Source organism: Runella sp. MFBS21 (assembly GCF_029433105.1).
Lineage (GTDB): Bacteria > Bacteroidota > Bacteroidia > Cytophagales > Spirosomataceae > Runella.
Window position 1 is genome coordinate 326,246 of the sequence record NZ_JARNTW010000001.1, and the last position, 22,429, is coordinate 348,674.

Sequence of the window (22,429 nt, forward strand, 5' to 3'; positions counted from 1 at the left end):
TTGATTTTTAGGGTTTTTTGTAGATTTAGACTCGTAAATATAAATTTTAATTGAATGTAATTACTTACTGAGGCATCCAATTTGGTAGATAAAACCAAAAAATGTTGTCCAACAATGGCGGCTCCTATGCTAAACCTCGTACAATCTCAAAAGCAAACGCTGAAGATATCTCCGGCGCAAATTCAGTTGCTCAATTTTTTGCAGTTGAATACGCTTGAGCTTGAGCAGCATATTAAAAATGAGCTTGAAGAAAACCCACTACTTGAAGAAGGGACAGAAGAGTCTGATGATAATTTTGGGGATGATTTTAATACCCCCGCCAAGGCCGAAGACCGTACGCAAGATTACATGGATTGGGATGAATTCAAGGATGATGATATGCCAGATTATCGTACTCGAGTCAACAATTATGCCGATGACGATACTAATTATACGCCCATTGTGGTAGAAGCTGTCACTTGGCGTCAAGAACTCAAGGAGCAATTTCACTTACTGCCCCTCAACGAACGCCAGCAAATATTAGCTGATTTTGTGATAGATTCTTTGACCGACGAAGGCTACCTTAACTACACTGCGGAGGCATTGGCCGATGACGTATCTTTTACAAGTGGAATTTTTGTAGAAGAAACGGAAGTCCAAGAGATAGTTGAAATCTTACGTAAAATGGATCCGCCGGGTCTAGGGGCGCGTGATTTGCAAGATTGCTTGTTGCTTCAATTAGAGCGCCGTTCAGATAAAGAAGCCGAATTAGCTACGCTTATCATAAAAAAATATTTTGACGAACTAGCCGCTCGCAATTATGAAAAACTAATGCGCGCTTGCGGGATTTCGTCAGAAGAACTTAAAGAAGTAATTGCACTTATTGCTTCGCTCAATCCGCAGCCTGTCATGGGTAGTCAGATTGACAGTTTTGTGATCAAAGACAACATTGTACCCGACTATATTGTCAGAGTGGACGGAGACCTAATCGAAGTAGAGCTCAACAACCGCCGTATTCCACCTTTACGCGTCAATAAGTCATATGCGCAAGAAGTAGGAGGTACTCGTGCTGCTAATACCTACGTCAATTCTAAACTTAATGCTGCCAATTGGCTGATTGATGCAATTCAACAGCGCGAAAATACCATGCTCAAATCAATGAGAGCTATCGTCAAACTACAAGAAGAATATTTCCATACAGGGGATATTCGTAGGCTAAAGCCGATGGTATTGAGAGACGTAGCGGAGCGTATTCAAATGGATGTATCTACTGTGTCACGCGTTACGAGTGGTAAATATGCCCAAACTCCGTTTGGCGTCATTCATCTCAAAGACTTGTTTACGGAAGGAATCGTAACCCAAAGTGGAGAGGAAGTATCTAATCGACAGATACAACTGGCATTGGTAGAACTGGTGTCGCAAGAAGATAAGCAAAGCCCGCTCAACGATTTTCAGTTGGCCGAAATGCTCAGCGACAAAGGATATTCGGTAGCGCGTAGAACAGTCGCCAAATACCGTGAGCAAATGGATATACCAACGGCCTCATTGCGGAGGGTATTGTAACCAAAATCGTAGTGTAATTATGAATATGAAAGCTAAATTGTCGGAAAAATTCGAACAAATGGCTGAAGCTGCTACCAGAGGAGTAGGAAGTAGCTGGGCTTTTTTGTTGGCTTGTGGATTTGTGATAGGATGGCTGGTAAGAGGTATAGCTGTTGGATTTGATGACATGTGGGACTTGGTCATGAACAATATCACGGCTATTGTTACTTTTCTGATCGTTTTTTTGATTCAACAATCTCAAAACAAAGATTCTTTGGCGATTCAGCTTAAACTTGATGAAATCATTTTGGCTTTAGATAAAGCCAACAACCAACTTGTGGATGCTGAAAATCTACCTGAAAAAAAATTGAGACAAATGCATGGAGAATATAGTAAACGGGTAGAAGCACAAACACCTAAGAATAAAAAGCGTAAAACAACATCTTCATCTTGAACTTTGGATTCGTATGGAAAATAGAATATTGGTCATTGATGATGACACCGACATTTGTTTATTACTACGCCGTTTTTTGACCAAAAACGGCTTTGAAGTTGCAATCGCTCATACAGGTGCGACGGGATTGGCGACGCTTGAAGAATTTCGCCCTGATTTGGTTTTGACAGATTTTCGTTTGGGTGACATGGACGGAACAACCATCTTGACCAATATCAAAGAAAAATTCCCTAGTGTGCCGGTACTTATTATTACGGGCTACTCTGACATCAAAATTGCTATCAATGTCATGAAACAAGGGGCTTATGATTACATCACTAAGCCTTTGTTTCCGGATGAGATTTTACTTACAATTAAAAAGGCCCTAAAAGCTTCTCAAGAAGCTTCTGAGGCCGATACTACCGTAGAAGTAACCAATACTACTTCTAGCCCCACAGGGAGTCGTCGTAAAAGTAGCACTCAAGCGCAGTATATTTTTGGGGAAGGCCCTGAGTCTGTGTATCTCTACAAACAAGTAGATTTGGTAGCTCCTACCAATTACAGCGTGTTGATTTACGGAGAAAGCGGCTCAGGCAAAGAGGCTGTTGCACTCGAAATCCATAAACGTAGTAAAAGAGCAAATGGACCTTTCATTGCGATGGATTGCGGGGCGATTTCGAAAGAACTAGCCGCTAGTGAGTTGTTTGGGCACGAGAAAGGTTCTTTTACGGGAGCAGTAGGCCAAAAAATCGGCCATTTTGAAATGGCCAACGGAGGTACTTTGTTTTTGGACGAAGTCGGCAATCTACCCTACGATGTCCAAATGTCGCTTTTGAGGGTAGTGCAAGAACGAAAATTGCGGCGTATTGGCGGAAACCGTGAGATAGATGTAGATGTAAGGCTGATTGTAGCTTCCAACGAGCGCTTGATTGAGGCAGCTCGAAAGGGTAAATTTCGTGAAGATTTGTACTATCGCTTCAACGAATTTAGTATCGACGTACCTCCTCTCAGAGACCGACGCTCTGATTTACTGACTTTTGCACAATTTTTCTTGGATAAGACCAACGCCGAATTGAGCAAACAAGTCAAGGGCTTTACGCCCGAAGTAGAGAGAGCTTTTAAGGAATATCCTTGGCCAGGTAATTTGAGAGAGATGAGAAATATCATTCGTCGGTCAACATTACTTACCGAAGGCGATAAGATAGACATCCGTACGCTACCTTTTGAGCTTATCAATTATGATAGGTTGTTGTTTTTAGAACCAAACAATCCATCCCTCCCCGAACCTTCTCCTTATACTAGCTATGAAGCTCCGGCTCCGTCGATTCCGGCTAAGGTGGTGCCTGCTCCCAAAGTAGATTTGAAGTCGGCAGCTCTCGAAGCCGAATATGAAATGATTCTGAACGTTTTGAAGCAAGTAAACTTCAACAAAAGTAAGGCAGCCCAAGCCTTAGGAATAGATCGTAAGACATTATACAACAAAATGAAAAATATCAATCTTAGTAACTAATGCTGCCGCCCAATCATCAAGATAATGCTGTAAAGCCTTTTGCTTTGAGTTTTTCTCAAAGTCAAATGGAAGCGCTATTGCAAAATTCTCCTGATTTGGTATACATTGTAGATTTAAGATTGCAAAGCCTAATCTTCATAAATGAGAGAGTTAGTGATATTCTGGGCTATAGTATGGCTGAAGCAGAGACACTAGTTCAAAAGTTATCATCCATTGTGGTTCACTCGGATATAGCCTCTTTAGGCGAAGCTTTACTTACTAGATTTAGATTACTCCCTTCCAATGAAACCGCAGAGTTTCATTTAAAATTACGACACAAAGACGGCTCGGTACGTACTTTACGTCATCGCTGTAGAGCGATGATAAAAGAGGGTGGAGAAAATACCCAAATCATGGGAACCGCCGAAGACGTGACCGATAGCTCTAGCCGAGAACTTGCGTATCAAAAAAACCAATATCAGCTCAAAGAAGCAGAGGTAATATTTAAGTGTGGAAGCTGGGAGTGGCAATCTCACGAAACATGCATGAGATGGTCTGATGGATTATTTAGGGTATTTGAATTGTCGCCAGACCAGTATCCTGATAGATGTATTGAGTATAAGGTTTATGAAAGTTTTATATACCAAGAAGACGTTGTTAAGGTACGAAATTATGTAAGGCAGCTATTGTCAGAAAAGCGCGGAACTTTGGATTTAGAGCATCGTATTATAGATGCCAAAGGAGTCCTTAAATACATCACTCTACGTGCCAAATGCTATTTTGATGAAAAAGGCAAACTTGCCCGCCTCATGGGAGTAGCCGCAGACCGTACCGAAATCGAAAGCTACCAAAATGAGCTGGAAAGACGCCTCATCGCGCTCAAAAAAAGCAATCAAGAATTGGAGCAATTTGCTTATGTAGCTTCTCATGACCTACAAGAGCCTCTTCGTAAAATCATTGCTTTTGGAGAGCGGTTGGATAAAAAATACAAAGAGCAACTCGGCACAGAGGGACAGTTTTTTATAGCTCGTATGACCAACGCCGCCAATAGGATGCATGGGCTTATTGAAGATTTGTTGACGTATTCGCGGGCTTCGCGGCAATTAGAATCCCAAGAACCCATTTCGCTTAATGAGGTAGCAAAAGAGGTATTGGAAGATTTAGAAGTGAAAATTCAAGATAAAAAAGCGGTTGTTGAAGTAGACGACTTACCCACTATCGAGGCACAGTCCACCCAAATGCACCAGCTTTTTCTGAACCTCATTGAAAATGCACTGAAATTTACTAAACCTGACCAAGAGCCAATGGTTCAGGTGAGGGTTCGGAAAGCTACCCTACCAGAAATAAAAGCAATACCCCAACTCAATCCACACCAATCTTATTTTTGCTTTACTGTGAAAGACAATGGCATTGGTTTTGAGCCTCAGTATGCAGAACAAATTTTTGCGATATTTCAAAGATTACATGGGAGATCAGAATATGAGGGGACAGGTTTGGGATTGGCGATTTGTCGCAAAATTGTCGAATCCCATCAAGGGTATATTGGAGCTCGTGGAAATATAGGCGAAGGAGCTGAGTTTTATTTTTATTTGCCACACCGTCGGTCCGGCGTTTCGGCTTAGTACATGGTAGAACTTTTTAGTTCTACCCTAACCTAATGCATCTTATGAACAGTACAGACAGTAAGCAAACCAAGGAAAGTGTTTTGATATTAGTCGCTGACGACGATGAAGATGATCGGATGTTTACCAAAGAAGCCTTTGAAGAAAACCATTTACTGAATGATATTCGGTTTGTGAATGATGGTGTAGAGCTGATGGATTATCTCAAACGGCGCGCCAAATACGCTAACCCTGCCGATAGCCCGCGCCCAGGTATTATCTTATTGGATTTGAATATGCCCAAAATGGACGGTCGTGAGGCGTTGAAGGAAATCAAATCAGACCCTACGCTCAAGACCATTCCAGTAGTAGTACTTACTACTTCAAAAACCGAAAAAGATGTGTTACAAACCTATGATTTGGGGGTGAATTGTTTTATTACAAAACCTGTCACTTTTTCAAGTTTTATTGAAGTTACCCGCACCTTGGGGCATTATTGGTTCGATATCGTCAAGCTACCCAATTCTCAAGATTGATGCGACAAAAGATAGGGTGAGTTGGGAGTTCGATAATGTAACCATCATACGACTTCGCTGTGATAAGTGCTAAGTTGTGGAATATCAGTGCCTTCAAGAATGAGTGCCTATTGGCCAATTATTATATTTCCGAATTACTGAATTATCATATTTTCAAACTGTTACATTCTCAAACTTTCAAATTACCTAATGTCGAAAGATATCATTAAGCTTCTCATTGTAGATGATGATGAGGATGATTTTTTCTTAACCTCAGATTATCTAAAAGATATTCGTTCAAAAAAATTTGATATTACTTGGGCTAGTTCTTTTAGCAAAGGAGTAGAGCAGCTAGCGCAGTCAAAGTTTGACCTCTGTTTTTTTGATTTTTTATTAGGAGCCAAAACGGGGCTGGATTTGCTTAAATCTGCTCTTCAAAATGGAGTGAGCTGTCCTATTGTCTTACTGACAGGCAAGGGAGACCAGCAAGTAGACCTAGAAGCCATGCGACTTGGGGCGATGGACTACTTGGTAAAGAGTGAGCTTGACTCCGAAAAGCTAGAGCGTTGTATCAGATATGCTCTTGAGCGAGCGGAAGTACTGCGGCGCTTGCGAGAGAGTGAAACGCGTCTTCGGGGTATTTTTTCTCAACTGAAAGACGCTGTACTGCTCAAATGGCCCAAAGGGGGCTCTATATTTTATTTCAACGATGCCGCGCTTGACCTTCTTGGTTATGAAGAAAACGAAATATTACAACTTTCAATGCGCCACTTATGTGCTATCTCTACTCAGCACGATGAATATGTTCATACATTAGAAGAAAAGGGAATTCTGGAAAATTTTGAAGTATGGCTCGTCCGAAAAAGTGGGGAACGTGTGCTATGCTCTCTCCATGCTAGTAAACAAAACGACAGCGAAGGGAAGTTGTATTATTTGCTGGTTATTCAAAATATCACAGCTCGCAAAAAAGTTGAAAGAGACCGACTATTGGCCGAAAAATCTGCTTCGACAGCGCGCTTGATACGTACTTTAGCGCATGAGGTACGCAATCCACTTACCAATATTCACTTATCACTCGATCAGCTAGAGTCTGAATTTACGACCGAAGACCAACGTCTTTTTGGGGATATTATTCGTCGCAACGGAAAGCGTATCAATGCTCTTATTACTGAATTACTAAATTCTTTCAAGCCCCAAGAAACAATCCTCAAGCAGGTATCTATTCAAGATATACTAGATCTGACGCTCAATGAAGCCATTGATAGAATCAACCTCAAAAAAATAACCCTTATAAAAGAATATGGGGAAGATTGCTTCTTGCAGCTTGACGAACCCAAAATCAAAATCGCCTTTCTCAATCTCATTATCAATGCCGTAGAAGCAATGGAAGAAAACGTAGGCCTACTCACCATAGCTACGCATGTAGCTGGTCAATCGTGCTTTGTCGAAATCAAAGACAATGGGACGGGTATCAGTCCTGAAAACTTGAATCGCCTGTTTGAGCCTTATTTTACTTCCAAAAACAACGGCTTAGGCTTGGGACTTGCTTCTACATTTACGATTCTTCAATCTCACAAAGCATCGGTAGAAGTGGAGTCGGAGTTAGGGCAAGGCACTACTTTTACGGTCACTTTTCCTCTGGGAGAAAAGCTACCTGAAAATTTAGTTATTAGTAATTAAATCTTTGTAGGAGGCAAAGGACTTACAAACACAAACACCTCCTTATTTGAGTTATTTAAAAAAATTAAAGGGGCGGCATTCGCCCTTTTATTTTTTATGATGAAAGATGTTGTAAAAACAGCAGTAGTCTTTTTTGATAGGCTATCCTTGGGAGAAGCTTTAGGAGGTTGGTAGCTACCATACATTAGATAGTGGGCTACCAACGCAAATCCAAATAAGGCATTCGTTTTCATATCTAAAAGGAAGGAAAGTAGGGGAAATATTATTACTATTCTTGAACGATTACTTGTTCATGGGTGGAAGTAATAACTACTCTTTTAGAAGAATTGCTTCTAAAGAGAGAACGTGTAAACTCAATGATGACCATAGCCGTAAGCAATAATGCTCCAAACACTGCCGACCACGCAATAAAACGGTAATACACATCAGCATTGATACGGGCAATCAAAATACCACAGAAAGCCCAAATTACGGACAAACCTAAATAGGCATTTTGGGTTTTAAACAAAGCCCATGTAGTAATCAGCGCTCCTACAAAAATCATGGTACATGCCCAGAAGGTTTCGGTATTGCCCCAGCCATTCCAGCCACTATTTACGAGAAGAGCGGTTATGTTAGCAATCGTTGCGATACAAATCCACCCTAGATAAGTGCCAAAAGCCGCTTTGACCGTAAAACGTGAGCCACTAGCTAAAAAAGGAGCAATTTGTTTTACTTTTAGATTGATATGTACCAATTGGGCCAATAACAGCAACATCACCACCACCGAAAACTGAATGTATCCATAATGCCATGAAAGAATCCACAGGGCGTTGAGGATAGAGGTAATCATAAAACCCGCACCTACCGTAGATACTGTATCTCCAGTGGCGTCGTCTACGGTACTACTAAAAAGAGATTTGCTCTGCTTAATACAAAACACAAGCAATAAAAGATAAATCACTCCCCAAATGGAAAATGTAATAGGAGCGGGTACGAAGAGGTTGGTGTATTGATCCGAAACTTCTCCGGTTGTTTTTCCATTGAGAGGCAGGGCGTTGGCCAAATAATTAACGAATATCATCACTCCAAAGAAAACCCAATTGAGGACTTGGAGGATTTTGACGGTTGATTTACTCCAAATAGTTTTCATGATGTATATATAAGTTTATGTTAAGACTAAGAAGTATGAGGCATGTGTGCTTTGGCAGGGAGTGTTACTTCTTCTTTCAGAATACGTACGGCATACGAGCCGGGCTTAATGCCTGAGCCGAGGCTGTTGGCGTAGACCTTGGTAAACTCAGCACCGAAGTACAAAATCACTGACGAATAATAAACCCACAATAAAATAATTACGACAGAACCAGCGGCACCATAAGCATTGCCGATATTGGACTGACCCAAGTAAAGCCCAATGGCGTATTTGCCAATCATAAATAAAATGGCTGTCACGCCGGCACCAATGAAGGTGTCTTTCCAGGCCACTTTCCCGTCGGGCAAAACACTAAATATGACCGCAAATAAAACCGTCATCACACCCCATATGACGGCTATGTTAAGAATCCAAAAAAGATAAATAGTAGCTTCCGAAAACAAGGCCATTATCTTTTCGCTGAATAAGTTGAGAAGCGCATTGAGCAACAACGACACAATAAATAAAAAGCCTAATGAAATAATCAACGAAAACGACAATAAGCGATTGGTGAGGTATTTCAAAAAACCGCTTTTAGGCTTGGGTTTAATCGACCAAATCTGATTGATTGAATCTTGAATCTCAGCAAATACCCCTGTAGCCCCGATAAGTAATGTAACCACACCAATAACAGCGGCAATGCCAGTTTTACCAGAAAGCTGGGCGTTTTTGATTAGTTCTTGTATTTGTGTCGCCGCCTGACTACCAATCAGCCAACTAATTTGACTATAAAGCTGCCCTTGTACGGCATCGCGTCCATAAAAAACTCCCACAACTGACATAAATACCAATAGCATGGGAGCCAGAGAAAATAACGTATAATAAGACAGTGATGCACTCAGCTTGAGGGCTTTATCGTTGGTGAATTCTTGAAAAGCTTCTTTAAGTAGTGAAAAGTATGTTTTCCAAGATGTAATCATGATAGAAGTGTGAGTTAAGTACAAGATTAGTAGTTAATTATAATATATATCACCAACAACCATTCCAAGGGTATTGTTGCAGACTTTGGGGAATATTTTCTACGTTATTTGTTATTTTCTCTACGCAATTTCCCCATTTCTACCTTCTTTAGATACTGGCATAGCTATTTGAAGAATTAGAGCATCAAATGAAATTGTTTATCAACTCTAAATCTTTAAAAGTTATGCGCTCTCTCTTGTATATCATCGCCGTTATCCTTATCATAGGTTGGTTAATTGGGGCTTTTGCCTATAGCGCCGGAGGCCTTATTCATATCTTATTGGTACTAGCTGTTATTTCGTTTTTGATAGGTCTTATCCGTCGTGGAACAGTCTAGTTTTACAAGTTATTATTAGCTATCATCATTCATCTCTAACTTACTAAACGTCATGGAAATCTTTTTGTTAATGACTATTACAGGACTGATTGGTTTGGCAACTTCGGTAGGTATGATGTACTTGTCACATACCTCTAACTCACACGATACTTCGCGATTCAACACAGAAGGACGCAACGAGTTTTATCGACGCGTAAAACTAAACGCCAGTCGTTTGAAGTAAGACATGGGTTTGTAAGTTAGAGTTAGCACACCATTATAATCGAATATACTAAAGTAAACAGTCATGCAAGCAGATATTGGAATACCACAAGTTCAGACAAAAAAAATAGTAGATGTGCTTCATCGGCTATTAGCCGATGAGCACATAATCCTCACCAAAACGCGTAATTATCATTGGAATATCAGAGGGTCTAGTTTTATGGAGCTTCATAAATTTTATGAGTCACAATACGAGCTATTGACCAATCTGATTGATGAAATTGCCGAACGAGTCACTCAGCTAGGTGATACTGCGATAGGAACCATGAAAGAATTCTTAGAAACTACACGTTTGGAAGAAGGGCCCTATCATCATCAGCAAGATCAACAAATCAAACGTCTATTGGAAGATCATCAAACCTTATGTAAACATTTGCGGGAAGATATCGACCAAAGTGATAAATATGACGACCCAGTTACAACTGATTTTTTGACAGGGGTACTGGCTCAACACGAAAAAATGGCTTGGATGCTACGTTCATTTTTAAAGTAGTGTTCAAAATATATTGAATTCCTTGGCACAGCCATGAAAACATATCAATACATATCGCTGAATAATATTTGGAGTCTCGGTTTGGGAATCTTGATTGTACTTACGCTTTCTGACTGTACTTCCACACCAAAGATGTCGAAACCGAGTACATCATCTAGCTCTAATCGCAAAATAAGTAAGGCTAAAGACCCGGCTGATTATGCGATTAGAGCCTCAGCGGTGGGAGGAGTCGCAGGGAGCATTATCCAGAAATACATGGAAAAACAAGCTACCGACTTGCGCCAAACATTGGGCTGGATTTCGCAAATACAGCAAGTAGGGGAAGGTCTTATCATCACTATGAATTCGGGAATATTGTACAAAGACAATACCTCCGAACTTTCGACCGAACCCCAATCAAATTTGAAAAAACTAGCGGAAACGCTAAATAATTATAAAAATACCGAGATTTTGATAGCCGCTCATACCGACAACGTGGGTGATGCCAAACAGAACCAATTATTGTCGGAAAAAAGAGCCGCCGCTTTTGCTGAATTCCTAACTTCTCAAGGCGTATCGCCCTTGCGAATCGTAAGACAGGGCTTTGGCGGTGCTACACCCGAGGTTTCCAATAATACTGATGAAGGGCGGCGTCAAAATCAACGTGTAGAGCTAGCCATTGTAGCCAATGAGTCTCTAAAAAAACAAGCAAAGAAAGAAGCTCGTGAAGCGAGAGTTAGTAAAAAATAAACCATAACTAAGACTGATGCCAGATACCATTGTAACTCCTGATGACTTTGAAAAAAATGCAAAAGGAGAAATCGTAAGAAAAAAAGAGGAAAGTAAGCCGACCGCCAAAAACCTCGCTGAAGCTCCTGACCATGTAGATATGGAGCTCTACGAACAGCAAAAAAAGAAGGCAGAAGAAGCTGCTAAATATGACTAAAAACAGAAAATAGCTATGAGTACTCAAGAAAACGGTATAATTACTACTAAGAGTCGGCCTAAAGCTGGAAATACCGAAAACTCAAATGAGGTACTTCAACATGGGAAAGTTCCTGAAGGGGAACCCAACGACGATTCAGAAAAAAAATCAGATGTACCACATACTTCTAATAAAGAAAGTGCTAGGGTATCAGAACAAAAAAATATAAATGGCAAACGAGGCTATAATGAATTACAGCCAAATCGTAAGCCTAAAAAACAGTAGAATTTTTCATAAGGTTAAGGGTTTAGGAATGGGTCGAGAGTAGGATGGCTTTGCTATCCTACTCTTTTATTTTTATCCAAAACTAGCTATGTTTGTTAGGCCTCTTTATTTTATAAAAACAGTTAAACAAAGCTTAAAAGTGGCTTTTATCACTAGATTGTATTTAATCCCCAAAACTTATGTTTGTACACCACGTATTCTTTTTTCTCAAAAATCCTGATAGCACTGCCGACCGTGACCAACTCGTCGCTGGCCTACAGACCCTTACCTCGATAGAAGGCGTCAAACTTGCCCATATCGGAAAAGTAGCTGATACTCACCGAGGCGTGATCGACCGTTCGTATTCGGTATCATGGTTGATGCTGTTTGATGACAAAGCCGCCCAAGATATTTATCAAGATCACCCTGTGCACCACAAGTTTGTGGAAGATTGTGCGCATTTGTGGGAAAAGGTAATCGTTTATGATTCGGATGATGTCTGAAAAAGAGACTATACCTATTCGGCAGGCGTTTCTTCAAGCTCCCTTTGCGTACCGAAGTATGCAAGAGATTGAAGAAAAACGTAGCCAAACACCAGACTTGCCTCATCGCCACGATTATTTTATGGTGATGCTGGTAGAGGCTGCCGATGGTGTACATCAAATCGATTTTGTTGATTATGAGCTTCGGGCAAACACCGTTTATTTTGTGGCCCCTGAGCAGATTCATCACGTGACCTTGGCGCAGTCTGTGCCGCAAGGTCACGTGATTTTGTTTCGCCCCGATTTTCTCCAGCAGTATAGTATTTCGCCCGCGCAGCTGTATGATATGGAGTTGTTTTTCAACTGTGACGAAGCTCGCCCTTTGGAGCTTACGGCGGCAGAGTTTTCGTCATTGCTTCCTTATGTGAAGGGTATAGTAGCCGAATACACTTCTGATAAGCCCCAAAAATGGGATGCGGTGGGAGCGTGGCTAAAATTGCTTTTGCTAGAGTGTAAGCGTTTTAAGATACTTCAAAATGTGACTTATAAAACGTGGGACAAACGACAAGCTGAGATTGTGAAACAATTTAAGAATGATGTCGAGCATTTTTTTCAGAAGTTGCATAAGGTCAATGAATATGCCGATAGGCAAAATCTCACAAGCAATCACCTCAATGAGGTGATTAAGACCGAAACGGGTACTTCGGCCAAAGATTTTATTCAAAATCGTGTACTGTTAGAAGCCAAAAGGCTCGCGCGATATTCCAACCTTTCGGTCAAGGAAATCGCCTATCAGTTGGGATATGAAGATGTGGCTCATTTTAGTAAGTTCTTCAAGAAAAATGTTGGAGTAGCTTTCACCGAGTTTCGCGAAACCGTAGAACCATAAAATTGCCAATACCTCCCTTTGTTTTTCCATTGTAGCAAGCGCTTCAATATTCCAATTTTGCATTGTTTTTAAATATGATTCTCATGAATGCTACTCACGTTTTGAAAGGACTCCACCACGTCACCGCTACCGTCAACGACGCCCAAGAAGATTATGATTTTTATACCAAACTTTTGGGTTTAAGATTGGTCAAAAAAACGGTCAATTTTGACAACAATGCAGTATATCATTTTTATTATGGGGATAAAAAAGGAACACCTAGTACGATTTTTACGACCTTTCCCTATAAAAACCAAGGAGTACGGCAAGGTGAAGAAGGAACGGGGCTGATTATTTCGACGGCATTTTCGGTACCTTCTACAGCTTTGGAGTTTTGGCAAAATCGTCTTTCTAAAGCGGGTATTGAAACCAAACTCTCCCAACGCTTCGGTCAAGCCGTTTTGTGGTTTCGCGATCCTGCTGGTTTACAGTTGGAATTGGTGGCTAATGATGCTGATTCGCGCATTCCTTTTGAAACCCATGAAGTCGCCAAAGAGGTCGCTATTCGAGGAATTCATCATGTGACTTTGTGGGTGGCTTCGCAAGACTGGGAAGTATTACGAAGCTTTTTGACCCAAGAGCTGCAAATGACCGAAATAGCCCAAGAAGAAAATCGTATTCGCTTAAAAATCAATCAAAACAATAACGCAGATTTCCTCGAACTGCTACGCGCCGAGGTCGATGCTCCGCGTGGAAAAAACGGTCTTGGTACTGTGCATCACGTAGCTTTTCGGATTGATTCGGAGGAAGAACAACTCGCTCTGCGCCATCGCCTTGTCAGTGATTTGAAGATGCAAGTAACCGAAGTAAAAGACCGTAAATATTTCCGTTCTATCTATTTCAGGTTGCCTTCTCATCAGCTTTTTGAGGTAGCTACAAGTGGCCCGGGCTTTGACGTGGATGAGTCGGTAGAGGAATTGGGAACGCATCTCATGCTACCCGACGATAAAGAATACAATCGGGCGGTGATTGAGGCTGCTTTGCCTCCTATTGTGCAGGGATGATTTTAGAGCCACAATTCCATGGCCACATCGGCCCGCGAATAAGGCGAACTGAAATCTTTGACCGTCTTAAAGCCAAGCTTTTGGTATAAATTGAGGGCGGGGAGCAGGCGTGAATTTGTTTCTAGATAAAGCCTTTTGAGACCTAAGCGCTTGCCTTCCTCAATGATAGCTTGTCCTAGCAACTCGCCGATTCCTAGCCCTTTGGCATTGCTATCTACGCCCATTTTCGATAGCTCCATGCTATCGGCTGTCATGGGTTTGAGCGCTGATGTACCTACGATATTGCCTTGATATTCGGCCAAAAGTACCAAGCCGCCTTTGTTGATATAAAAGGTATCGGGATTTTCCAACGACTCCATATCGAGTGGTTCTACTTTGAAGTACTTTTCAATCCATTCATAATTGATGCGCTTGAAAGCCGCGCGATGTGCGTCATTGGTGGGGTCGAGATGAATGATTTTTACTTTGTTTCTTTCACGGGTTTTGAGACGGGCTTTGATACGTTCGGGCAGCCCTTTTCGCAAAATGACTTGCTCGTACTCCATCAATGCCCGCAATACGTCCGTTTCACATTCGTTTTTTACTTCAGTCATCGTGTCTTGCAAATCTTCCAAAAGTTCGTTCATTCGCAGCTGCATTTGCTGCCCTTTGGGTGTGAGCTTGACCAGTGTTTCGCGTTTGTCAGTGATGCCTTTTTGGGTCTCTACAAACCCTGACTTGCTCATTTCCTTGACCATCAGGCTTACCCCTACGTGCGATTGTCCGATGTATTCGGCGATTTTGGAGACAGTTTCAAATTCATTTTCGGCAATTGCTAGAAATACCGGAAACCATTTTACTTCAAAATCCATTCCGTACATTTGATAGATTTGGGCAGATGCTTGTTGACTTATTTCCCCTAACCTTCGCATATAGCTGCCAAGTGCTACATAGCCCATTGTACGATAGAAATCCATGTTTGTAATAATTTGCGTAAGTAATTACGTAAATTAAAATATTTAATTTTTTGCAAACAATACCCAAGCCTTATTTCATCAAAAAATAGAAGCCATGATTTTGACAAGGTATTCCTGCTTTTCTACCTTGAACGGCTTTTACTATTGAACGACCTTTGTATTGTCAATAAAGACAAAAACAACCCAAGGCAAACAAAAGCCTTCTTTTATAAACCACTAAATTTTAAAATAATGGAAACGAATAATTTGATAAAAGGGATTCACCATGTAACAGCAATTGCTGCTGACCCTCAAGAAAACGTTGATTTTTATGTTGGCTTATTGGGATTACGTTTGGTTAAAAAAACAGTCAATTTTGACGCCCCTGATGTATATCACCTTTATTATGGCGACGAAACAGGCAATGCGGGAAGTATTCTTACTTTTTTCCCTTTCGGAAAAGGCAGCCAAAAAGGTCGTCATGGAAAAGGACAAGCCGCTACTACGTCGTTTTCGATACCTACCGCTGCGTTGGATTATTGGATGAAGAGATTTGACCAATATGGTATTCTTTACAAAAATCCACAACAGCGTTTCAACGAAGTATTTATTTATTTTGAAGATCCTGATGGCTTAGGATTGGAGCTTGTGGCCAACGACGTAGATACTCGTCCTGGCTTTAGTTATGGGCATATTCCGTTGGAATATTCGATCAGAGGCTTTTGGAATATCGAAATGTGGGAAACTACTTACGAGCGCACCGAGGCATTGTTGGCCAATTCGCTCAACTATGAATTTGTCGTTGAAGCGGGAGCTCGTCGTAGATATGCTGCTAAAGGCGCTCAAAACGGGCAATTTGTAGACATCGTCTGGGACAACAACAATCGTTGGGGAATGAGTGGCGCGGGGACTGTACACCATATAGCATTTGACACTCCCACCGACAATACCCAACTCGAAGTTAGAGATGCGGTGCTTTCGGCAGGTTTTATGCCTACACACGTACTTGATAGACAATATTTCCACTCTATTTATTTTCGCGAACCCGGTGGCGTATTGTTTGAAGTGGCTACCACGCCTCCTGGCTTTTTGCTTGATGAAGAAAAAGCAAAATTGGGAGAAGCGCTTAAACTTCCACCTTGGCAAGAAAGAAATCGGGCGCAAATAGAACAACTCTTGCAACCAATTTCTTTGGAAAAGGTTTATCAGAAATACAATATCAATCATTAAGCAACTATTCTTCCTCTCCTTCTCAAGAGGAGAGGAAGAAAAAACATAAAAATCATGCACAACGTTAAGAATAGTATTTGGGCAGGTGTACCTTTGGCGGAGGCCAAGCGTGTACTTATCATGACCCATGGACGAGGGGCAAGTGCGCAGAGTATTTTGAGTTTGGCAGCGGAGCTAGACGTCGATGATTTTGCTTTGGTTGCCCCGCAAGCTACGGGGCATACATGGTATCCTTATAGTTTTTTGGCTCCCGAAGCTCAAAATGAACCGGGTCTTTCGTCGGGTTTGGCGGTATTGAAACAATTGGTTGACACGGCCAAAGAAGCAGGGTTCAAATCCGAACAAATTTATTTGTTAGGGTTTTCGCAAGGTGCTTGTTTGACGGCTGAGTTTGTAGCTCAAAATGCCCAACCCTTTGGTGGGGTTTTTATATTGAGTGGGGGAGTAATCGGCGATAGTGTAAAAACCGAACGCTATCAAGGAGATTTTGCGGGAGCGCCGATTTTCTTGGGATGCTCGGATATAGATTCGCACGTGCCCAAACACCGCGTCAATGACTCCACCGAAGTCTTTAAAAATTTAGGAGCCAATACCGTAGAAAAAATCTATCCTAATGCTCCCCACAGTATTTTTCAGGATGAAATCAACCACATCAATCACATATTGAATCAAAAAAAATGAAAGCATTCAAAAGTATTTCATACGTATGGGAAGGCCGCCCGCAGCAAGTAGGCGATGGTTTTGTAGGACAAAGCATGATTCCTTCTCAGCGATTCCAAGATTTTAGTCCTTTCTTGATGCTCGACCACCACGGCCCTATGCAAGTAAAGCCATCTCCTGTACCAAAGGGCGTAGATGAACATCCCCACCGAGGTATTGAGACAGTGACGGTGGTGTTTGAAGGAGCCCTTCAGCACCGAGATTCGGCCGGCAACAAAGGAACTATCTTCGCGGGAGATGTGCAGTGGATGTCGGCAGCTTCGGGCTTGGTGCACGAAGAAAAACACGAAATCAATTTTTCAAGAAAAGGAGGAACGTTGGATTTTGTGCAACTTTGGGTCAATCTGCCCAGAGCGCATAAAATGGAGGCGCCGCGTTATCAAGAACTAACCGCAGCTCAGATTCCGGTGGTTCAAATCAACGAACAGACCAAACTGCGCCTTATCTCGGGTGAGCTCAACGCCCTCAAAGGCCCCGCGTTGACTTACACGCCTGTTTTGTTGGCGGAGGTAATCATTGAAGGAAGTTCTGAATTTGAGTTGCAATTGCCCGAAAACTTTAATGTGGCTATTCACGTAGCTCAAGGAGAAATCGCCCTCAACGATACCAAGGGTATCAAAGCCAAACGCATTGCGAAGTTGAGTCAACAAGGCGAGTGGGTGAGCGTAGCTACCCAAGGTGGCGTGACACGGCTGCTGATTTTGGGTGGAGAGCCTATCAATGAGCCAATTGCTAGCTATGGGCCTTTTGTAATGAATACCCAAGCCGAAATCATGCAAACGCTTCAGGATTATCAATCGGGAAAAATGGGCTTTTTAGAGCCTGTGGAGTACTAATGATTAACCCATAACCTCGGCTGCGTTTTGAACGCAGCCGAGGTTAAACCCCACCTACCCCTGCCAGCGTTCAAAACGCTGGCAGGGGTTCAAACGTTGCCAGGGTTAAAGCTCTTCAATCTTCTTCCAAATAAGTTGCCATTCGGCTTTCGAATTTGTCAATGTGAGGGCAATCTCGTAGTGATTTTTAGCTGCTACAGTGTTGTTTAATTGTTTATAAAAATCACCCAAAGCCGTGTGGTAATAGTGGTTTTTCTCCATTTCTTTTAATAGTAACAATGCCTCTATTCCACGCTCAGGGCCATAGGCAAAGCCTATCGCAATGGCTTTGTTGAACTGTACCATTACACTCTGATTAATCTGCTCTAGCAAGCGATACAAGTAAACAATGGCTTGCCAATTGGTAGTTTCAAAACTTTTGGCTTGCGCATGATAGCTCGCCAAGGCAGCTTCAATATGATAAGAACTGAGTTCGTCTCCGTCCGAAGCTCTGTTTAGAAATTGGACTCCTTGTTGAATCATGGATTGATTCCATTTCTCTCGATTTTGGTGCGCCAGTAGCACCATATGGCCTTCTTCGTCGAGGCGGGCGTCGAAGCGGGAAGCTTGAAAATACATCAATGATAGCAAAGCGGAGGTTTTGGGTAGATTTGTGATTTTGTGTTGACTAAGCAACGTCCCTAATCTAAGCGCCTCTTCACAAAGCTCTTTTTTGATAAATTGGTCAGGATTTTGGGAATGATATCCTTCGTTGAAAAGTAAATAAATCGCCTTCAAAATAGCATTTAAGCGAGGAAGGAGGTCATTGCCTTCAGGCACTTCTAGTTCAATGGGCGTGGTTCGGATTTTATCTTTGGCGCGGTAAAGTCGCTTATTGATGTTTTCGTCGTTTGACAAAAACGCCCTTGCAATTTCTGGAATACTTAGGCCACAAAGCGTACGCAAAATCAACGTAATTTGGGCTTCTTGAGGCAGGCTCGGATGACAGCACGCAAACATCATTCGAAGCTGACTATCCTCGATTTCGTGCTCAAGAAAAAGCTGGTCGATGTGCTGTTGCATTTGCTGTTCGGATTGTAAATCATGGATAAGGTGGGGGCTGACTTCGGCCCAGGATTTTTCTTTGCGTAAGCGATCCAAAACTTTGTTTTTGGCTGTAGTATAGAGCCAACCCGTGGGGTTGTCGGGGATGCCGTTTAGTTTCCAATGTTGCATGGCTGCCAATAGCGTATCTTGTACTACGTCGCGGGCGGTGTCGTAGTTGGGGAAGCCAAACAAGCGGGTCAAGACGGCGAGCATCTTTCCTGACTCATGTCGGAAAAGATGCTCGGCCAATTGGTTGACTTCATTCATGAGTTTTGGGATAGACTTTCTAAGTTTTAAACCTAATAAATACCTAAAAACTTAGAAAGTCAAGGTTAATTAAACTCTTGGATTTGGCGTACTTCTACCCGTCCTTCAACGTCGTAGATGGGGCAGCCTTTGGATAGCTCGATGGCTTCATCAATACTATCGGCAGTAAGAATCATAAATCCGCCGATGATTTCTTTGCCTTCCGTGAAAGGCCCATCGGTGATGACATGGCTAGAGCCTGATACTGTTTTGCCAGTAGGATAAAGCCCTTCGGTCGCAATCATCTTTCCTTGAGCCGCAATGCCCCCAATCCAATTGTTCCATTTTTCTATTTCGGCTTGGATAGTCTCGGGCGACATTTGAGCAAAATCTTCTTCCGCAGGGATTGAATTCCAGAAAGCGAGCATGTACTTGTTCATGGTAGTAAATTGGTTTTTGTGAACTAAATGATTGAATTTATACGAATGACGGACTGGCTTCTCGAAACTGGACAAAAGAGACAAATTTTTTTTTATATTTTTGAAAAATAAAAAACTTCCCTCTTTCTCATGAATCGTATAGACCGTTTGTTGGCTATATCGCTTGTCTTGCAATCTCGCAAATATACCCCTGCCGAAACCCTCGCCGAACGCTTCGGGATGAGTATCCGAACCGTATATCGTGACCTGAAAGCACTCAACGAAATCGGTGTTCCAATAGGTTTTGAACCCAATAGAGGGTATTTTATCATGCAAGGGTATTTTTTGCCACCCGTAACATTCAGTAGCGAAGAAGCCAATGCTTTGGTATTGGTAGAGTCTATTGTAGAGCGTTTTACGGATAAATCTATCAGCAAAAATTATCATTCTGCCCTCAACAAGGTAAAAGCTATTCTGAAAAACTCCCAAAAAGAAAGCATCGAACATCTGGAAGGGAAAGTGGTCAATAGCGTAGTTTGTACTCAATCAAACTTTGAGTATTTGTCTGAAATTCAGACCTCTATTACCCAGCAGACCATTCTTAAAATCAAGTACCAAAATGCCAATCAAGAAAACAGCGAACGTGAGATAGAGCCTATAGGGATCATTTTTTATTCGATGGCTTGGCATGTGATTGCATGGTGTTGGCGGCGTCTCGAATACCGCGATTTCAAAGTCGCCCGTATCCAAAAGCTTGTAAATACGCAGGCTGCTTTTCGTAAATCTTCGCATCAAGAAATCAATGCTTTCATAAAAGAGCAAGAAATGCGAATGGCACTGACATAGGGTTGTCACTAGGGGGTGTTTTATTTGTATTCACAAAACCAAAACAGCTTCTAGTTATGAATAGCAATCTATTAACCCTGAAAACATCTATCATTATTGAGGCGCCTGCAGCGGAAGTATGGGATGCCCTTACCAATCCCGAAATGGTAAAAAAATATTTTTTCGGTTCCCAAATGATTACTACTTGGAAAGAAGGTGAAAGTATCCGTTTTACGGGAGAGTGGGAGGGACAAACCTACGAAGACAAAGGCACCGTTTTGAGCTTTAAACCAGCGCATTATTTGGCGTATAGTTATTGGAGTTCGATGGGTGGTACTCCCGATCTTCCCGAAAATTATGCTCAGATTGAATACTATGTTGAGCCTCTGGAAAACGGTACCCAAGTAAGCGTCACGCAAGACAGTATCAAAGATGAAACCGCCCAACATCATTCTGAAAATCTGTGGCAGCTTGTACTGGGCGAAATGAAGAAGCTCTTAGAAAAGTAAGTATGGATGCGCAAATTGGTTTTCTAATTTTTTAACTTGGAAGACCAATTTGCACATTTACTTATTTAAGTACCAAAGAGTCAATTACTTAAAAACAGAATGGTATCGTTTCGAGCATTGTTAGAGAAGTTTGATAAAAAAGGAGAAAAAACGGGCTGGACTTATTTTGAGATTTCGGAAGAAATGGCTCATCAGCTCAACCCTAATGTCCGTACTTCTTTTCGAGTAAAAGGAAAACTGGATGAGTATGCCATCAAGCTGGTAGCATTGCTGCCGATGGGCGACGGGGGATTTATCATGCCGGTCAATGCCGAAATGCGCCGTGGACTTCGCAAGAAAGAAGGTGCTATGATTAACGTAGCTCTCGAAGTCGATGTAGATCCATTGCCTCAGTCCATCGATTTGTTGGAATGTTTGGAAGATGAACCACAGGCGTTGGCTTTTTTTAATAAACTTCCCGTAAGTCATCAAAACTATTACAGCAAATGGATTGAATCGGCCAAAACGATTGAAACCAAAACCAAACGCATCAGCATGATGATAAAAGGCATGTCGATGGGGTTGAATTTTGGTGAAACGATTCGATATTTTCGAGATTTAGAAAAGTAAATAACGCCCTTTTGCGTGTTTTGATTACATCTGACATCACTTTTACCTACCCTACAATGGTAAATTTAGAACAAGCTCATACACTTCTGGTTTCGATGCCCGATGCCGTAGAGGAGGCTCACTTTGACAAACCTGCCTATAAAATCAAAGGCAAGATATTTGCTACGTTCAATATCGAGAACAAGTGGGTGACGCTAAAATTGACACCTGAGCAGCAAAATATTCTTTGTGAAGACCCCGCTTTTTATCCTGTTCCCAACAAATGGGGCCAAATGGGATGGACTCACGTTAATCTAAATCAAGTAAAAAAAACTCACTTTGCGGAGGCGGTAGACCTCGCTTATCAAAACATTATTTCACAAAAAAAGAAAGCCAAAAGTAAGTCATAGAGGCGGCTTTTGGGAGATACTCAACTATAACAACCATGAGAAAACTAATATTAGGACTTGCCGTGAGCTTAGACGGCTTCATCGAAGGCCCCAATGGCGAATATGACTGGTGTTTTACTGACCAAGATTATGGTCTCAACGAGTTTTTTACTCAAATAGATGCCTTGTTTGTAGGACGCAAAACCTACGAAATGTCTATCGCTCAAGATGGGCGTGAAAGCTGGCTTCCTAAGCTCAAAGAGTATGTTTTTTCAAACACATTGGAGCGATTTAAATCAGATAGAAGATTGATTAGCGGTACTCCTGAGGAAGTAGAAGCACAGGTCAGAAGGATAAAAAGCTTAGAAGGGAAGGATATTTGGCTTTTTGGCGGAGCTGAGCTTAGTAATTTTTTGATGGAGTTGAACCTCATTGATGAGCTTTGGTTGTCGGTTCATCCCGTCATGTTGGGAGCGGGAAAACCTTTTTTAGGAAACCTCAAAGACCGGCATTGGCTTACCCTCATCGAATCAAAAGTCTATGAAACGGGCTTGGTATCTTTGAAATATAGCTGCAAAAAGACATTGAGTGATTAGACAACAG

At 41.8% G+C, this 22,429-nt stretch carries 28 protein-coding genes; 23 read left to right on the top strand and 5 right to left on the bottom strand.

The window, feature by feature from the left end; genetic code table 11:
* Positions 1-126: 126 nt before the first annotated feature.
* From rpoN to P1X15_RS01285, 6 genes are all read left to right on the top strand, one after another.
* A complete protein-coding gene (gene rpoN, locus P1X15_RS01260) occupies positions 127-1,542 on the top strand; it encodes an RNA polymerase factor sigma-54 (protein WP_277336322.1) in 1,416 nt (471 codons plus the stop codon).
* Between the two features lie 19 nt (positions 1,543-1,561).
* A complete protein-coding gene (locus P1X15_RS01265) occupies positions 1,562-1,975 on the top strand; it encodes a low affinity iron permease family protein (protein WP_277336323.1) in 414 nt (137 codons plus the stop codon).
* Between the two features lie 13 nt (positions 1,976-1,988).
* Positions 1,989-3,464 (top strand): sigma-54 dependent transcriptional regulator, encoded by a 1,476-nt coding sequence (locus P1X15_RS01270; RefSeq protein ID WP_277336324.1) that lies wholly within the window; start codon positions 1,989-1,991, stop codon positions 3,462-3,464.
* Entirely contained in the window at positions 3,464-5,065 is a 1,602-nt protein-coding gene (locus tag P1X15_RS01275; RefSeq protein ID WP_277336325.1) for an ATP-binding protein, read from the top strand. The genes P1X15_RS01270 and P1X15_RS01275 overlap by 1 nt, the downstream gene beginning before the upstream one ends.
* A gap of 44 nt (positions 5,066-5,109) precedes the next feature.
* Positions 5,110-5,580 carry a response regulator gene (locus tag P1X15_RS01280; RefSeq protein WP_028664539.1) on the top strand — a complete coding sequence of 157 codons (471 nt, stop codon included), beginning with the start codon at positions 5,110-5,112 and terminating at the stop codon, positions 5,578-5,580.
* 189 nt (positions 5,581-5,769) lie between these two features.
* Entirely contained in the window at positions 5,770-7,239 is a 1,470-nt protein-coding gene (locus P1X15_RS01285) for a hybrid sensor histidine kinase/response regulator (protein ID WP_277336326.1), read from the top strand.
* Between the two features lie 268 nt (positions 7,240-7,507).
* On the opposite strand, the gene P1X15_RS01290 is transcribed toward P1X15_RS01285, so the two are convergent.
* Complete coding sequence (locus P1X15_RS01290) at positions 7,508-8,371, bottom strand: hypothetical protein (protein WP_277336327.1); 864 nt, start codon at positions 8,369-8,371, stop codon at positions 7,508-7,510.
* 26 nt (positions 8,372-8,397) lie between these two features.
* Positions 8,398-9,330: a YihY/virulence factor BrkB family protein gene (locus P1X15_RS01295; RefSeq protein ID WP_277336328.1), complete on the bottom strand. Its 933-nt coding sequence runs from the start codon at positions 9,328-9,330 to the stop codon at positions 8,398-8,400.
* Positions 9,331-9,554: 224 nt separating this feature from the next.
* On the opposite strand from P1X15_RS01295, the gene P1X15_RS01300 reads away from it, so the two are divergent.
* From P1X15_RS01300 to P1X15_RS01340, 9 genes are all read left to right on the top strand, one after another.
* A complete protein-coding gene (locus P1X15_RS01300; protein WP_157585112.1) occupies positions 9,555-9,707 on the top strand; it encodes a lmo0937 family membrane protein in 153 nt (50 codons plus the stop codon).
* Positions 9,708-9,759: 52 nt separating this feature from the next.
* Entirely contained in the window at positions 9,760-9,930 is a 171-nt protein-coding gene (locus P1X15_RS01305) for a hypothetical protein (RefSeq protein WP_277336329.1), read from the top strand.
* Positions 9,931-9,993: 63 nt separating this feature from the next.
* Positions 9,994-10,461: a Dps family protein gene (locus P1X15_RS01310; RefSeq protein WP_277336330.1), complete on the top strand. Its 468-nt coding sequence runs from the start codon at positions 9,994-9,996 to the stop codon at positions 10,459-10,461.
* A 33-nt stretch (positions 10,462-10,494) separates the two neighbouring features.
* Positions 10,495-11,190, top strand: a complete 696-nt coding sequence (locus P1X15_RS01315; RefSeq protein WP_277336331.1) for an OmpA family protein — start codon at positions 10,495-10,497, stop codon at positions 11,188-11,190.
* Between the two features lie 16 nt (positions 11,191-11,206).
* On the top strand, positions 11,207-11,386 hold the full coding sequence (locus P1X15_RS01320) for a hypothetical protein (protein WP_277336332.1): 180 nt from the start codon (positions 11,207-11,209) through the stop codon (positions 11,384-11,386).
* A gap of 15 nt (positions 11,387-11,401) precedes the next feature.
* A complete protein-coding gene (locus P1X15_RS01325; RefSeq protein WP_277336333.1) occupies positions 11,402-11,650 on the top strand; it encodes a hypothetical protein in 249 nt (82 codons plus the stop codon).
* A gap of 179 nt (positions 11,651-11,829) precedes the next feature.
* Positions 11,830-12,132 (top strand): Dabb family protein, encoded by a 303-nt coding sequence (locus P1X15_RS01330; protein WP_277336334.1) that lies wholly within the window; start codon positions 11,830-11,832, stop codon positions 12,130-12,132.
* Positions 12,113-13,000, top strand: a complete 888-nt coding sequence (locus P1X15_RS01335; RefSeq protein WP_277336335.1) for a helix-turn-helix domain-containing protein — start codon at positions 12,113-12,115, stop codon at positions 12,998-13,000. The genes P1X15_RS01330 and P1X15_RS01335 overlap by 20 nt, the downstream gene beginning before the upstream one ends.
* 83 nt (positions 13,001-13,083) lie before the next feature.
* The gene (locus P1X15_RS01340; protein WP_277336336.1) at positions 13,084-14,043 is read left to right on the top strand and encodes a VOC family protein; all 960 of its coding nucleotides are present in this window, start codon (positions 13,084-13,086) and stop codon (positions 14,041-14,043) included.
* Positions 14,044-14,045: 2 nt separating this feature from the next.
* Here P1X15_RS01340 and P1X15_RS01345 read toward each other — a convergent pair whose 3' ends face one another.
* Positions 14,046-14,999, bottom strand: coding sequence for a helix-turn-helix domain-containing GNAT family N-acetyltransferase (locus tag P1X15_RS01345; protein ID WP_277336337.1), 954 nt, complete (start codon positions 14,997-14,999; stop codon positions 14,046-14,048).
* A 231-nt stretch (positions 15,000-15,230) separates the two neighbouring features.
* On the opposite strand from P1X15_RS01345, the gene P1X15_RS01350 reads away from it, so the two are divergent.
* The 3 genes from P1X15_RS01350 to P1X15_RS01360 are packed head-to-tail and all read left to right on the top strand — an operon-like array spanning position 15,231 to position 17,764.
* Positions 15,231-16,208 carry a VOC family protein gene (locus P1X15_RS01350; protein WP_277336338.1) on the top strand — a complete coding sequence of 326 codons (978 nt, stop codon included), beginning with the start codon at positions 15,231-15,233 and terminating at the stop codon, positions 16,206-16,208.
* A 54-nt stretch (positions 16,209-16,262) separates the two neighbouring features.
* Positions 16,263-16,889, top strand: a complete 627-nt coding sequence (locus P1X15_RS01355) for an alpha/beta hydrolase (RefSeq protein WP_277336339.1) — start codon at positions 16,263-16,265, stop codon at positions 16,887-16,889.
* Positions 16,886-17,764 carry a pirin family protein gene (locus P1X15_RS01360; protein ID WP_277336340.1) on the top strand — a complete coding sequence of 293 codons (879 nt, stop codon included), beginning with the start codon at positions 16,886-16,888 and terminating at the stop codon, positions 17,762-17,764. Before P1X15_RS01355 ends, P1X15_RS01360 begins: the two co-directional genes overlap by 4 nt.
* Positions 17,765-17,869: 105 nt before the next feature.
* Here the strand turns inward: P1X15_RS01360 and P1X15_RS01365 are convergent, their stop codons facing one another.
* Together P1X15_RS01365 and P1X15_RS01370 are read right to left on the bottom strand one after the other, a co-directional pair.
* Complete coding sequence (locus P1X15_RS01365; protein WP_277336341.1) at positions 17,870-19,117, bottom strand: RNA polymerase sigma factor; 1,248 nt, start codon at positions 19,115-19,117, stop codon at positions 17,870-17,872.
* A gap of 65 nt (positions 19,118-19,182) precedes the next feature.
* Positions 19,183-19,536 carry a YciI family protein gene (locus P1X15_RS01370; protein WP_277336342.1) on the bottom strand — a complete coding sequence of 118 codons (354 nt, stop codon included), beginning with the start codon at positions 19,534-19,536 and terminating at the stop codon, positions 19,183-19,185.
* Between the two features lie 129 nt (positions 19,537-19,665).
* On the opposite strand from P1X15_RS01370, the gene P1X15_RS01375 reads away from it, so the two are divergent.
* The 5 genes from P1X15_RS01375 to P1X15_RS01395 all read left to right on the top strand — a co-directional run bounded on the left by P1X15_RS01375 (position 19,666) and on the right by P1X15_RS01395 (position 22,422).
* Complete coding sequence (locus P1X15_RS01375; protein WP_277336343.1) at positions 19,666-20,361, top strand: YafY family protein; 696 nt, start codon at positions 19,666-19,668, stop codon at positions 20,359-20,361.
* 56 nt (positions 20,362-20,417) lie between these two features.
* Entirely contained in the window at positions 20,418-20,849 is a 432-nt protein-coding gene (locus tag P1X15_RS01380; protein WP_277336344.1) for an SRPBCC domain-containing protein, read from the top strand.
* 99 nt (positions 20,850-20,948) lie between these two features.
* Complete coding sequence (locus P1X15_RS01385) at positions 20,949-21,458, top strand: YdeI/OmpD-associated family protein (RefSeq protein WP_277336345.1); 510 nt, start codon at positions 20,949-20,951, stop codon at positions 21,456-21,458.
* Between the two features lie 56 nt (positions 21,459-21,514).
* Positions 21,515-21,847, top strand: coding sequence for an MmcQ/YjbR family DNA-binding protein (locus P1X15_RS01390; RefSeq protein WP_277336346.1), 333 nt, complete (start codon positions 21,515-21,517; stop codon positions 21,845-21,847).
* Positions 21,848-21,882: 35 nt separating this feature from the next.
* Positions 21,883-22,422, top strand: coding sequence for a dihydrofolate reductase family protein (locus tag P1X15_RS01395; RefSeq protein ID WP_277336347.1), 540 nt, complete (start codon positions 21,883-21,885; stop codon positions 22,420-22,422).
* The last annotated feature ends 7 nt before the right edge of the window (positions 22,423-22,429 follow it).

Bases quoted from the DNA above. Each gene is read 5' to 3' on its own strand.
- P1X15_RS01380 (WP_277336344.1), top strand. From the start codon at position 20,418: ATGAATAGCAATCTATTAACCCTGAAAACATCTATCATTATTGAGGCG.
- P1X15_RS01305 (WP_277336329.1), top strand. From the start codon at position 9,760: ATGGAAATCTTTTTGTTAATGACTATTACAGGACTGATTGGTTTGGCA.
- P1X15_RS01310 (WP_277336330.1), top strand. From the start codon at position 9,994: ATGCAAGCAGATATTGGAATACCACAAGTTCAGACAAAAAAAATAGTA.
- P1X15_RS01335 (WP_277336335.1), top strand. From the start codon at position 12,113: ATGATTCGGATGATGTCTGAAAAAGAGACTATACCTATTCGGCAGGCG.
- P1X15_RS01275 (WP_277336325.1), top strand. From the start codon at position 3,464: ATGCTGCCGCCCAATCATCAAGATAATGCTGTAAAGCCTTTTGCTTTG.
- P1X15_RS01295 (WP_277336328.1), bottom strand. From the start codon at position 9,330: ATGATTACATCTTGGAAAACATACTTTTCACTACTTAAAGAAGCTTTT.
- rpoN (WP_277336322.1), top strand. From the start codon at position 127: ATGCTAAACCTCGTACAATCTCAAAAGCAAACGCTGAAGATATCTCCG.
- P1X15_RS01365 (WP_277336341.1), bottom strand. From the start codon at position 19,117: ATGAATGAAGTCAACCAATTGGCCGAGCATCTTTTCCGACATGAGTCA.
- P1X15_RS01345 (WP_277336337.1), bottom strand. From the start codon at position 14,999: ATGGATTTCTATCGTACAATGGGCTATGTAGCACTTGGCAGCTATATG.
- P1X15_RS01300 (WP_157585112.1), top strand. From the start codon at position 9,555: ATGCGCTCTCTCTTGTATATCATCGCCGTTATCCTTATCATAGGTTGG.
- P1X15_RS01280 (WP_028664539.1), top strand. From the start codon at position 5,110: ATGAACAGTACAGACAGTAAGCAAACCAAGGAAAGTGTTTTGATATTA.
- P1X15_RS01330 (WP_277336334.1), top strand. From the start codon at position 11,830: ATGTTTGTACACCACGTATTCTTTTTTCTCAAAAATCCTGATAGCACT.
- P1X15_RS01315 (WP_277336331.1), top strand. From the start codon at position 10,495: ATGAAAACATATCAATACATATCGCTGAATAATATTTGGAGTCTCGGT.
- P1X15_RS01355 (WP_277336339.1), top strand. From the start codon at position 16,263: ATGCACAACGTTAAGAATAGTATTTGGGCAGGTGTACCTTTGGCGGAG.
- P1X15_RS01350 (WP_277336338.1), top strand. From the start codon at position 15,231: ATGGAAACGAATAATTTGATAAAAGGGATTCACCATGTAACAGCAATT.
- P1X15_RS01320 (WP_277336332.1), top strand. From the start codon at position 11,207: ATGCCAGATACCATTGTAACTCCTGATGACTTTGAAAAAAATGCAAAA.
- P1X15_RS01340 (WP_277336336.1), top strand. From the start codon at position 13,084: ATGAATGCTACTCACGTTTTGAAAGGACTCCACCACGTCACCGCTACC.
- P1X15_RS01375 (WP_277336343.1), top strand. From the start codon at position 19,666: ATGAATCGTATAGACCGTTTGTTGGCTATATCGCTTGTCTTGCAATCT.
- P1X15_RS01285 (WP_277336326.1), top strand. From the start codon at position 5,770: ATGTCGAAAGATATCATTAAGCTTCTCATTGTAGATGATGATGAGGAT.
- P1X15_RS01290 (WP_277336327.1), bottom strand. From the start codon at position 8,371: ATGAAAACTATTTGGAGTAAATCAACCGTCAAAATCCTCCAAGTCCTC.
- P1X15_RS01325 (WP_277336333.1), top strand. From the start codon at position 11,402: ATGAGTACTCAAGAAAACGGTATAATTACTACTAAGAGTCGGCCTAAA.
- P1X15_RS01370 (WP_277336342.1), bottom strand. From the start codon at position 19,536: ATGAACAAGTACATGCTCGCTTTCTGGAATTCAATCCCTGCGGAAGAA.
- P1X15_RS01360 (WP_277336340.1), top strand. From the start codon at position 16,886: ATGAAAGCATTCAAAAGTATTTCATACGTATGGGAAGGCCGCCCGCAG.
- P1X15_RS01395 (WP_277336347.1), top strand. From the start codon at position 21,883: ATGAGAAAACTAATATTAGGACTTGCCGTGAGCTTAGACGGCTTCATC.
- P1X15_RS01390 (WP_277336346.1), top strand. From the start codon at position 21,515: ATGGTAAATTTAGAACAAGCTCATACACTTCTGGTTTCGATGCCCGAT.
- P1X15_RS01270 (WP_277336324.1), top strand. From the start codon at position 1,989: ATGGAAAATAGAATATTGGTCATTGATGATGACACCGACATTTGTTTA.
- P1X15_RS01265 (WP_277336323.1), top strand. From the start codon at position 1,562: ATGAATATGAAAGCTAAATTGTCGGAAAAATTCGAACAAATGGCTGAA.
- P1X15_RS01385 (WP_277336345.1), top strand. From the start codon at position 20,949: ATGGTATCGTTTCGAGCATTGTTAGAGAAGTTTGATAAAAAAGGAGAA.